Source organism: Erwinia sp. V71, assembly GCF_965644245.1.
In the GTDB taxonomy this organism is placed as follows: domain Bacteria; phylum Pseudomonadota; class Gammaproteobacteria; order Enterobacterales; family Enterobacteriaceae; genus Erwinia.
Window position 1 is genome coordinate 1 of record NZ_CBFFRK010000147.1, and the last position, 10807, is coordinate 10807.

The 10807-nt window shown below is 55.8% G+C and carries 10 protein-coding genes; all 10 read left to right on the forward strand.

What is annotated here, in order from left to right; all coding sequences use genetic code 11:
- Positions 1–355 precede the first annotated feature (355 nt).
- The 10 genes from ACSZO1_RS20045 (at position 356) to ACSZO1_RS20090 (ending at position 10748) form a co-directional block, all read left to right on the forward strand.
- Positions 356–1105, forward strand: coding sequence for a MerR family transcriptional regulator (locus ACSZO1_RS20045; protein WP_437615795.1), 750 nt, complete (start codon positions 356–358; stop codon positions 1103–1105).
- A 123-nt stretch (positions 1106–1228) separates the two neighbouring features.
- Complete coding sequence (locus tag ACSZO1_RS20050; RefSeq protein ID WP_437615797.1) at positions 1229–2149, forward strand: aminoimidazole riboside kinase; 921 nt, start codon at positions 1229–1231, stop codon at positions 2147–2149.
- A 141-nt stretch (positions 2150–2290) separates the two neighbouring features.
- A complete protein-coding gene (locus ACSZO1_RS20055) occupies positions 2291–3889 on the forward strand; it encodes a carbohydrate porin (RefSeq protein ID WP_437615799.1) in 1599 nt (532 codons plus the stop codon).
- Between the two features lie 37 nt (positions 3890–3926).
- Positions 3927–5297: a sucrose-specific PTS transporter subunit IIBC gene (locus ACSZO1_RS20060; RefSeq protein WP_437615801.1), complete on the forward strand. Its 1371-nt coding sequence runs from the start codon at positions 3927–3929 to the stop codon at positions 5295–5297.
- Positions 5297–6703 (forward strand): sucrose-6-phosphate hydrolase, encoded by a 1407-nt coding sequence (locus ACSZO1_RS20065; protein ID WP_437615803.1) that lies wholly within the window; start codon positions 5297–5299, stop codon positions 6701–6703. Before ACSZO1_RS20060 ends, ACSZO1_RS20065 begins: the two co-directional genes overlap by 1 nt.
- A 31-nt stretch (positions 6704–6734) precedes the next feature.
- Positions 6735–7748 carry a substrate-binding domain-containing protein gene (locus ACSZO1_RS20070; RefSeq protein WP_437615805.1) on the forward strand — a complete coding sequence of 338 codons (1014 nt, stop codon included), beginning with the start codon at positions 6735–6737 and terminating at the stop codon, positions 7746–7748.
- A gap of 112 nt (positions 7749–7860) precedes the next feature.
- Entirely contained in the window at positions 7861–8430 is a 570-nt protein-coding gene (locus ACSZO1_RS20075; RefSeq protein ID WP_437615807.1) for a TetR/AcrR family transcriptional regulator, read from the forward strand.
- Between the two features lie 30 nt (positions 8431–8460).
- Positions 8461–8799 (forward strand): helix-turn-helix domain-containing protein, encoded by a 339-nt coding sequence (locus ACSZO1_RS20080; protein ID WP_437615809.1) that lies wholly within the window; start codon positions 8461–8463, stop codon positions 8797–8799.
- 318 nt (positions 8800–9117) lie between these two features.
- Positions 9118–10038, forward strand: coding sequence for an alpha/beta hydrolase (locus ACSZO1_RS20085; protein ID WP_437615811.1), 921 nt, complete (start codon positions 9118–9120; stop codon positions 10036–10038).
- Between the two features lie 275 nt (positions 10039–10313).
- Positions 10314–10748 carry a hypothetical protein gene (locus tag ACSZO1_RS20090; RefSeq protein WP_437615813.1) on the forward strand — a complete coding sequence of 145 codons (435 nt, stop codon included), beginning with the start codon at positions 10314–10316 and terminating at the stop codon, positions 10746–10748.
- Positions 10749–10807: the final 59 nt, after the last annotated feature.

Below are 10807 nucleotides of genomic sequence, written 5' to 3' on the forward strand. Positions count from 1 at the left end.
CAAGAGCGGGCATCGTGAAAAGTCTATGTCAAAGAAAGGGTTATGTTCTCATAATTGACGATTAAATCGCACCTTCCCTAAGTCAGTACCACAACAGATCGATCAGGGTGATGTCGCCAGTGCGCATCACCCTTTTTTATTGGCCTTTTTCTTAATTTTACGGTGGTACTGACTCTGGATGTGACTACCGTAACGCGAGTGTGTAAGGGGCATGACAGACAATCTTGCCTGCTAACATCTTGTCCGCAGGCCGTTCCGGTTCGCTCTGCGGGCGCATAAATAGCGAATTATGCATGCGATCAATCATCTGGCGCATTATGATGATGGATAAATTTTCGCCAGTACGGGACTTTTTATGCCTCTCTTCACGATTGATGTGCTCGCCGACCAGTGCGGTGTGACACCCGCCAATATTCGCAGCTGGCAGCGCTATGGGTTGCTGAAACCGCACCGTGATGAGCAGGGACACCGCTTTTTTGACCATAGCCACGTCTCGCGTATTGCCACGATTGTTGCCTGGCTGCAGAAAGGGGTGGAACTGCGCGAGATGCAGGCGCTGATCAATGGCGAAACACCGCGTTCCCCGTCAGGCTGGACGGCCTGCCAGCAACAGTTGCTGGCGCACTGCGAATCCTGCAAACCCAACAAACTACGGGCGCTGATCTGGCGCTATGGCCGTGAAATTCCCCCGGTGATTTTCGTTGATGAAGTGGTGCGCCCGCTGCGTCGCTGGCTGCATGCCGGGCAGCAGCCTGAATGGGCGATGACCCGCATTCTGCTGGATACCGCGCTCACTGAATACGCCACCTTTGTGTTGGGCAGTGTGCGCAAACGTCCGGCAGCAACCATGCTGGTGATGGCGCTCAGCCTGCACGATCCTCTGGAGCTGTGGCTGGAAGCGATACGCTACGCTGGCGACGGCTTTCGTGTGGAAGTGATGATGGGAGCCATCGCCGAACCGGATCTGAGCCGGGTCGATGCCGAACATATTCTGATCTGGAGCGAGCATGCCTTAACGCCCGACCAGCAGCAGCGTTTTGAGCGCTGGCTGGAAAGCGGTCTGTATGTGTTTCTCGCCGGGCCCGGCGCACGTCATCACGATTAATTCACTTCTGGCAGGCTGCCACCCGTTTTGTCTTTCCGCACAATTTTCCGCTATGAAAGGATTGCAAAGCATCGCTAAAGCGGTTTAGCTTTTTATCCATAATGGCTGATGAGTGAATGGGAAATGACAAAACGAGTCTGGGTGCTGGGCGATGCCGTCGTCGATCTGTTGCCTGAGGAAAATTTACGCCTGTTGCAGTGTCCGGGCGGGGCGCCTGCCAATGTGGCGGTGGGGATTGCGCGCCTGGCGGGTCACAGCGGTTTTATTGGCTGTGTGGGTGAGGATGCGTTTGGCGATTTTATGCGTGAGGTGCTGAACCGCGAGGGGGTGGATACCACTTTTCTGCGTCAGCTGGCCGGGCAGCGCACCTCAACGGTACTGGTCAGCCTCGATGCCAGCGGCGAGCGCCAGTTTACTTTTATGGTGCGTCCGAGCGCTGACCTGTTTCTGCAGATTGAACATCTGCCGCCCTTTCAGGCGGGTGACGGGTTGCATTTATGTTCCATCGCGCTCAGCGCCGAACCATCACGCAGCGCGGCGTTGTATGCCATGCGCGCTGTACATCAGGCGGGCGGCTGGGTGAGTTTCGATCCCAATTTGCGTGACGACCTGTGGCCAGATAAAGCACTGATGGCGCAGCTGCTTGATCGTGCTTTCCATCAGGCAGATATCGTCAAACTGTCGCTGGAAGAGCTGAACACGCTCACGCCTGGTCTGTCGCTGCGCCAGGCCATGACGGCGTTTGTAGAGAAGTATCAGCCATCGCTGCTGCTGGTCACCCAGGGCAAAGAGGGTGTGACGGTGTGGCATCAGCAGGCATTGCAGCATTTCCCTGCGCCGCAGGTTGAGGTGCTGGATACCACCGGCGCGGGCGATGCGTTTGTTGCCGGATTGCTGGCGGCGCTGGCGCAACAGGCGTCGCCACTGGCGCCGGAGGATCTGGCCGCCGCAATTCAGCAGGCACAACGTTGTGGCGCATTAGCCACCACCGCCAAAGGGGCAATGACCGCATTGCCACGTGCTGCTGATCTGTCCGCTGAGTAGCCCGCCACGGCGAAAGTGCTAACCCGGTCACAATTAGCTCATCGGGTTAGCAAATATCGTTGCCTTCCGTTAGCAGATTCTCATACCCTCCTGATCGAACCGGTTTAGCAAAATCGGTATTTTCTCCAGGAGCGTCTGAAAATGATTAAAAAAAGTCGGCTGGCCCTCGCCATCGGGATCGTTCTGATGGCCAATACCTCTTATGCAGAAACGACCCTCAGCGACCTCGAAGCGCGTCTGGCGGCGATGGAACAGCGCCTGCAGGCAGCAGAAAAACGTACCGTAGCGGCAGAGAAGCGTGCCAGCACCGCCGAACAGAACGTGGTGAAGCTGCAGCAACAGGCGAAGGAAAATCAGCAAACGGTCGCGGCGCTGAATCAGCAGGCGCAGCAAAACCAGCAAACCGTCAGCGCACTACAGCAAAAAACACAGCAAAATCAGCAGGCAGCACAGCAGGTGAGTGAACGCACGGCCGCCATCGAAAATAAAAGCAGTGCCGCCGATGGCTTCGCCTTTACCGGCTACGCCCGTTCCGGCCTGATTATGAATGATTCCGCTGCCGGGACGAAAAGCGGCCCGTATCTGACGCCAGGGGGCGAGACGGGCGGCGCGGTAGGACGTCTGGGCAATGAAAATAACACCTATGTTGAACTGAACCTCGAACATAAACAGCAGCTGGCCAGCGGCGCGACCAGCCGTTTCAAAGTGATGCTGGCGGATGGCCAGGAAAGCTACAACGACTGGACCGGCGACACCAGCTCTCTCAATGTGCGCCAGGCGTTTGTGGAACTGGGTAGCCTGCCCACCTTTGAGGGTGTGTTTAAAAACAGCACCTTATGGGCAGGTAAACGTTTTGACCGCGATAACTTCGATATCCACTGGCTGGACTCCGATGCGGTGTTTCTCGCCGGGACCGGTGGCGGTATCTATGACGTGCAATGGAATGACAGCCTGAAAAGTAACTTTTCTATCTATGGGCGCAACTATGGCGACATTGAGGCCATTGATAACACCATTCAGAGCTATATTGTCAGTGCCAATAACTTCGTCGGTCCGTTCCAGTTTATGCTGAGTGGCTTACGCGCCAAAGATAACGATGAACGTATTAACCAGACGCAGCTGCGCAATGATAATGCCGGGGATACCGGCGTGCATGCGCTGGTGGCGCTGCACAACGACAGCTTCTGGGGACTGCGCGAAGGCAAGGCGAAAACTGCGCTGCTGTATGGTCATGGCCTGGGCGCAGAAGTCAAAGGCATCGGTTCCGACGGCAATCTCACTCAGGATGCCACTACTTGGCGACTGGCCAGCTATGGCGTCACTCCCCTCAATAAAACCTGGAGCTTCGCACCGGCAGTGCTGGCGCAACAGAGCAAAGATCGTTACGTCAAAGGCGACGATTACAGCTGGGTGACACTGAATGCCCGTCTGATCCAGGAAATCACCCCGAACTTCGCACTGGCGTATGAAGGCAGTTACCAGTACATGGATCTGTCGCCAGAGGGTTACAACGACCGTCAGAAGGTCCACGGCAGCTACTACAAACTGACCTTTGCACCGACCTTCAAGGTGGCGGATATCGGCGATTTCTTTAGCCGGCCGGAGATTCGTTTCTTCGCCAGTTGGATGGACTGGGATAAGTCGCTGGATAACTACGCCAGTGATGATGCTTTTGGCAGCAGTGGTTTCACCGCCGGTGGCGAGTGGAACTTCGGCGTGCAGATGGAAACCTGGTTCTGAGTGAACCTTTGTTAAGCGCAGTTAAGACGGGGTATCTATGGATGTCAAACAGGTTGCCGGGCAGCTGATTCCACTGCTGGGCGGAAAAGAGAATATTGCCACTGCGGCGCATTGTGCCACGCGCCTGCGTCTGGTGCTGGTGGATGATGCAAAAGTCGAAAAAGAGGCGATTGAAGCGCTGGAAGGCGTGAAAGGGTGTTTTCGTAATGCCGGGCAGATCCAGATTATTTTCGGCAGTGGTCTGGTGAATAAAGTTCATGCGGCATTTATCGACGCCGCGGGCATCAGCGAATCGAGCAAGAGTGAAGCGGCGGATCTGGCGGCGAAAAAGCTCAATCCGCTGCAGCGTGTGGCGCGGCTGCTGTCGAATATCTTTGTGCCGATTATTCCGGCGATTGTCGCCTCCGGCCTGCTGATGGGCCTGCTGGGGATGGTGAAAACCTATGGCTGGGTGGATGCCAGCAGCGCACTGTTTGTGATGCTCGATATGTGCAGCTCGGCGGCGTTTATCATTCTGCCGATCCTGATTGGTTTTACCGCCGCCCGCGAGTTTGGCGGTAACCCGTTTCTTGGCGCCACGCTGGGCGGCATTCTGACCCATCCGGCGCTGACCAATGCCTGGGGTGTCGCCAGCGGTTTCCATACCATGAACTTCTTTGGCCTGGAGATTGCCATGATTGGTTACCAGGGCACGGTGTTCCCGGTGCTGCTGGCGGTATGGTTTATGAGCCTGATTGAAAAGCGCCTGCGCCGTGTGGTGCCGGATGCGCTGGATATCATTCTGACGCCCTTCCTGACGGTGATTATCTCCGGTTTTGTCGCGCTGCTGCTGATTGGCCCGGCAGGCCGTATGCTGGGTGATGGTATCTCCTTTGTGCTCAGCACGCTGATTGCTCACGCCGGCTGGCTGGCGGGTGTGGTCTTTGGCGGTCTCTATTCGGTGATTGTGATCACCGGGATTCACCACAGCTTCCATGCGATTGAGGCCGGACTGCTGGGCAATCCGTCGATTGGCGTCAACTTCCTGCTGCCGATTTGGTCGATGGCGAATGTGGCGCAGGGCGGTGCCTGTCTGGCGGTATGGTTTAAAACCCGAGATGCGAAAACGCGCAGCATTGTACTGCCTTCCGCCTTCTCAGCGATGCTGGGGATTACCGAAGCGGCGCTGTTTGGCGTCAACCTGCGCTTTATGAAACCATTTATCGCCGGTCTGATCGGCGGCGCGCTGGGTGGCGCGTGGGTGGTCTCGACGCATGTCGGTATGACCGCTGTTGGACTGACGGCGTTGCCGGGTCTGGCGATTGTGCAGGCCAGCTCGCTGCTGAACTATATTATCGGCATGGTCATTGCCTTCGGTGTGGCGTTTACGGTTTCGCTGCTGCTGAAGTATCGCGTTGAGGTGAAGTGATGAAGGAACAGCACCTGTTAAAACAGACGTTGCGTGCGGTGGTGTCAGGCCAGCAGCGCGCAGCGCAGGATGTGCACCGCCCGGCCTGGCATCTGGCTCCGCCGGTGGGGCTGATGAATGACCCGAATGGTTTTATCCATTTTCAGCAGCGCTACCATCTTTGTTATCAGTGGAATCCACTGGCCTGCGCCCACGGTGCGAAGTTCTGGGGACAGTGGAGTTCGGCGGATCTGGTGCACTGGCGCCATGAGCCGCTGGCGCTGGCGCCGGCAGAGGAGTATGAAAGTCACGGCTGCTACTCCGGTTCGGCAGTCGATGACAATGGCGTACTGACGCTGATCTATACCGGCAATGTGAAATTCGCCGACGGGCGCACCGCCTGGCAGTGCGTGGCGCGCCTGAATGAACACGGCGAATTCGACAAACTGGGGCCGGTGCTGCCATTGCCGGAGGGCTATACCGGCCATGTGCGCGATCCGAAAGTGTGGCGGCATCAGGAGCAGTGGTGGATGGTGCTGGGCGCGCAGGATCTCAGACTGCAGGGCAAAGTGCTGCTGCTGAGTTCCCCGGATTTGCAGCAGTGGACGCTGAAAGGTGAGATGGCGGGCAGCGGCTTAAACGGCCTGGGGCCGTTTGGTTATATGTGGGAATGCCCGGACCTGTTCCATCTTGATGGCCAGGACATTCTGGTGGTCTGTCCGCAGGGGCTGGCGGCGGAAACGCATCGCTATCTCAATACGTTCCAGAGCGGCTGGTTTAGCGGCGAGCTGGATTATCACACCGGTCGTTATCAGCATGGCGAGTTCCATGAACTGGACCACGGCTTTGAGTTTTACGCGCCACAGACCACGGCTAGCGAGGATGGCCGCCGCCTGCTGATTGGCTGGATGGGCATCCCCGATCAGGATGAATTTTTCCAGCCCACCCTTGAGCAGGGCTGGATCCATACCATGACCTGCCCGCGGGAACTGAGCTGGCGTCAGGGAAAACTGTACCAGCAGCCTGCGCGCGAATTGCGCCAGTTGCGCAGTGACCCACATCTGTTCGCCGGCGCAGCGCACTCACTGCCGGAACTGGATATTGCCAGCGCTGAGCTGATGATGAAGGTTGATGGCGGGTTCAGTGCCAGCTTTGGCGGCGAGCTGCAGCTGAGCTGTGATGCCACAGGGCTGACGCTGACACGCAGCAATCGCCGTACTGGCGAGACGGAACATCGCTACTGGCTGGGTGAAGTGAACACACTGCAAATCCTGTGCGATCGCTCCAGCGTGGAGATTTTTATTAACGACGGCGAAGCGGTGATGTCCGCCCGCTACTTCCCGGGTGCCACGCCACAGCTGCGCCTGGCAGGTGACGGCGGGCTGACGCTGCATCACTGGAGGTTGCAGGGATGCGTGATAGAATAGCCCGATAACGCCAACTATCACGAAGCTGAATGTGAATAAAAGCAAACGCGTCACCATCAATGATATTGCACGGCTGGCCGGGGTGTCGAAATCCACCGCCAGCCTGGTTCTTAATGGCCGGGGTCAGGAGCTGCGCGTGGCAGAAAGCACGCGTCAGCGGGTGCTGGACATCGCGAAGCAGGAGCATTACCAGCCCAGCATTCATGCGCGCGCGCTGAACTCGTCGCGCAGCAATACCATTGGCCTGGTGGTGCCGGAGATGACCAACCACGGTTTTGCCGTGTTCTCCCATGAACTGGAAAAACTGTGTCGTGATGATGGCTTACAGCTGCTGATTGCCTGCACCGACGAAAATGCCAGCCAGGAGATTCTGGCGGTCAACAACCTGATCCAGCGTCAGGTGGACGGCCTGATTGTTGCGTCGAGTATGCTGAGTGATGGCGAGTACCAGAAAATTAATCAGCAGCTGCCGGTGATCCTGTTTGACCGTCATCTGGGAGAGTCCACTCTGCCGCTGGTGATCACCGATTCCATTGAGCCGAGCGCCAGACTGATCGAGCATGTCGCCAGTGCAGGGTACGACGAACTGTACTTCTTTGGCGGCCAGCCGCGTATCTCACCGACGCGTGATCGCCTCGAAGGGTATAAGCGTGGCCTGCAACGGGCGGGCGTTGAGCTGAAGCCGGAGTGGATTATCTATGGCCATTATCACTCCAGCTCGGGTTACGAGCTGTTTGCCGAACTCTACTCACGCTTAGGCCGCGTGCCGCAGGCGCTGTTTTGCGCCGCCTGTGGTTTGCAGGAGGGCGTGCTGCGTTATCTCAGCCAGCACGGTCTGCTGAACAGCGAGATCCGCCTGTGCAGTTTTGACGACCACTATCTGTATGATTCCCTGAGTGTACCGCTTGATACCGTGAGCCAGGATGAACGGCTGCTGGCGTGGAACTGCTTTGAGATGGTGACCGATCTGATTAAAGACCGCTCCCCGGAGCCGCTACAGCGCTGGCTGCCCGCCTCTCTGCGCCTGCGCACCAAAACAGGTTAAGCCGCTTCACACGTTTTTGACCCATCGTGCTGTGGCGTTTTTTTCTGTTTTACATACCGACCGGTAGGTATGTAATATGCTGACTTATTGATCACCTGCCTGAATTATCCCGATGAGTGAAAAAGCCACCGTAAGAAAACGACAGCCTGAGTATGTCCGTCAGCAGTTGCTGCAAAGCGCGGCGCGCCTGGCGGCAGAAAAGGGTATTGCCGGTGTAACGGTGAATGCAGTGGCGGAAGCCGCCGGGGTCACTAAAGGGGGATTTTTCCATCACTTCCCCAGCAAGCATGCGCTGGTGGATGCCATGTTTGATGAAATTTTGCAGCAGGTGGATATTGAGGTTGACCAGCTGATGGCGCGCGACCCGGAACCCTGGGGACGTTTTACCCGCGCCTATGTCTCAACCGCGTTTATGGATATCCACCCGGAATATGGCTGGGCAGCACTCAGTTTCTCCATCCTCAATGATATTGATTTATCAGTGAAATGGGACGCATGGCTGTCAGCCAGAATGGAGCAGCACCAGGCAACGGACAGCGATCCTGTACTGAATGTAGTACGGCTGGCCGCAGATGGCGTCTGCCTGCGCGCCCTGCTGAACCGCAGCAGCCCGAAAAAGCAGGGCGATCAGCTGGAAGAACAATTACTTGCCATGACTCGGCGGCCAGAACGCCAGGGTTGAACAGTCACTTTTGTCAACATCGGGGGCACTATGTTCAGGGAAAGTATCGTATCTGATTTAATCGAATGGATTGATGAAAATATCGATAACCGACTGAAAATTGATGATTTTGTCACCAAGTCGGGTTATTCAAAGTGGCACGTTCAGCGTATTTTCCGTGAAACCACCGGGCAACCGCTGGCGTCATACTGCCGGCAAAAACGCCTGCAGGCGGCGGCGGAAATGTTGCGCAATGATTCAGGGCCGATTCTGAGTGTGGCGCTGTCTCATGGTTTTCCATCTCACGAAACTTTTCATAAAGCCTTTAAACGCCAGTTTGGCGTCACGCCCGGGCAATACCGCGAACATTATCATCAGCACGCGGCATAAATGTTAATTATTCTGGTTTAATGGAATTAAGTCAGAATAATTGACGCTATTCGTGTCAGTAAAATGCAAATGCCAATAAATTGATTGCAGATTGTCCATCATCAATGATGAAATATTTGCTGCGCGCTATCAAAAGCAGGCCGGATTACCTTTGCTGTCTTCTGTTCGTCATTAACTGAGCGGTATAATTCCGCTTCGTTGGCATCGTTATTGCAGACTTCTTTTATCCAGGCAGAGTTAACTTGCGGATAGTGTCCTGTCATTTCTGGCAGGGCTGTCTGCTGTTGTGTTTCATAATCAGAACGATGGAAGTATCACATGATTAGTCGTCGTCGGTTTTTATTGGCTACCGGCGCCACTTTGTTGTCTGTCAGTACCGGGAAAATCTTTGCCAGAGAAGACCTGATTCCGTTATGGCCTGATGATCCGCCTGGCGGCGGCGGCCCCAGCGGCAATGTGCGGATGACCAGCAATGGCTCGTGGTTCAATATTGCCAGCCCTGCTATCCAGCGTTTTCAGCCGGAGAATCCGAACGGCGCGGCGGTGATTATCGCGGCGGGCGGTGGCTATCGCTGGATTGGCATGTCGGGCGAAGCCTGGCCGGTGGCGCGCTGGCTGAATAAACACGGCTATACCGCGTATGTCCTGAGCTATCGCCTGCCCGGCGAGGGCTGGAATGCCGGTAAGGCGGTTGCGCTGCAGGATGCGCAGCGGGCTATCCGTCTGGTACGTTCCATGGAACGAGAAGTGCATCTGCTGGGCTTTTCCGCCGGTGGTCATCTGATGGGGATGGCGGCGGCACGTCCGGACTTTGCCTCTTATGCTCCGCAGGATGAGCTGGATTATATTGTGCCGCGGGTGGACAGCGTGGGATTGATCTATCCGGTGATCACGCTGGAAGCGCCCTATGAACACACCAACACCCATCTGCAGCTGGTCGGGCGCAACGCCACGCCTGCGGCAGAAGCCAACTGGTCGGTGCAAAACTATGTCACCCGCGCCTTCCCGTCCCTGTTTATTGCTCACGCAGAAGATGATCCGATCGCCAAGGTGCAGAATGCGCTGATCATGAAAGATACCTGCCGCAAATTTGGTGTGCCGGTCGAACTGGTGACGATCAGCCGTGGCGGGCATGGTTTTGGTTTGGGTAAAGCAGGCACCCCCGCCGCATTATGGGATGAAGCCTATACCGTCTGGCTGGGTCACCAGCGCCAGCAGCATCACTGGCTGTCCGTATAACTGCGCTGCCAGCGGGCATCTGCACCAAAATAAGGCGCTGGCATCCTTCTCAAACGCGCGTTATCACATTATATCCGGTGATATGCGACGTCTTTTTTGTAATATCACCCTCCCGTCACCCGACATATTTAATCAAATATCCATCAGGCTTGAGCAGAGGGTATTTGCCATAATCCACCCAGAATAAAATAAAAGTTCAGTCACCGTCCGTATGGCGCCGGCGCCAGATGTTGGCTATCTCTTTTCGGATGCCGGACTAAAAGGATTTAGATGCGATGTATACGGATGATTTTTTATCTCCGGTAACGTATTTGGCCGGTGAAGAACTGTCGGCTGCCTCTGCGCGTTTATTTTGGTTTTCCGCCGGAGAGAAAAAAGGCTGTGAAATTATTATTGATCCGCAGGGGCGTCATCTGCAGTGCTGTTTAAAACCTGGCGAAACAGGAATGTTTGCGGTCAAAAGTAAGAAGTTCATCGTGCGTTCAGGTGAAGTTCACGGCGTGGAAGCACAGACGATTGCGATGGCAAAGCTGCAGGCGTTTATTGATGCGGGCAGCCAGCCTGTTACCAGTGGCAAGAAAAAAGAGATTATTTATGGCTTTAGCCCTTGCCGACAGCCGGAAGAGTTGTCGCGCCGGAAATTTGAATACTGGCTGATTGGTCAGAGCGTCAAAAAATGTCCGGGTATGGATAATCGCGAATTCAGATAATAAGTGCAACGCTTGGTCATGTGGATGGAGGGACGGTTAGCTACCGATAAGCTATCCTG

What these genes read in the sequence shown, in the direction of transcription:
- ACSZO1_RS20090 (WP_437615813.1), top strand. Translation starts at nt 10,314, where the DNA reads ATGTATACGGATGATTTTTTATCTCCGGTAACGTATTTGGCCGGTGAA.
- ACSZO1_RS20075 (WP_437615807.1), top strand. Translation starts at nt 7,861, where the DNA reads ATGAGTGAAAAAGCCACCGTAAGAAAACGACAGCCTGAGTATGTCCGT.
- ACSZO1_RS20060 (WP_437615801.1), top strand. Translation starts at nt 3,927, where the DNA reads ATGGATGTCAAACAGGTTGCCGGGCAGCTGATTCCACTGCTGGGCGGA.
- ACSZO1_RS20085 (WP_437615811.1), top strand. Translation starts at nt 9,118, where the DNA reads ATGATTAGTCGTCGTCGGTTTTTATTGGCTACCGGCGCCACTTTGTTG.
- ACSZO1_RS20055 (WP_437615799.1), top strand. Translation starts at nt 2,291, where the DNA reads ATGATTAAAAAAAGTCGGCTGGCCCTCGCCATCGGGATCGTTCTGATG.
- ACSZO1_RS20065 (WP_437615803.1), top strand. Translation starts at nt 5,297, where the DNA reads ATGAAGGAACAGCACCTGTTAAAACAGACGTTGCGTGCGGTGGTGTCA.
- ACSZO1_RS20080 (WP_437615809.1), top strand. Translation starts at nt 8,461, where the DNA reads ATGTTCAGGGAAAGTATCGTATCTGATTTAATCGAATGGATTGATGAA.
- ACSZO1_RS20050 (WP_437615797.1), top strand. Translation starts at nt 1,229, where the DNA reads ATGACAAAACGAGTCTGGGTGCTGGGCGATGCCGTCGTCGATCTGTTG.
- ACSZO1_RS20045 (WP_437615795.1), top strand. Translation starts at nt 356, where the DNA reads ATGCCTCTCTTCACGATTGATGTGCTCGCCGACCAGTGCGGTGTGACA.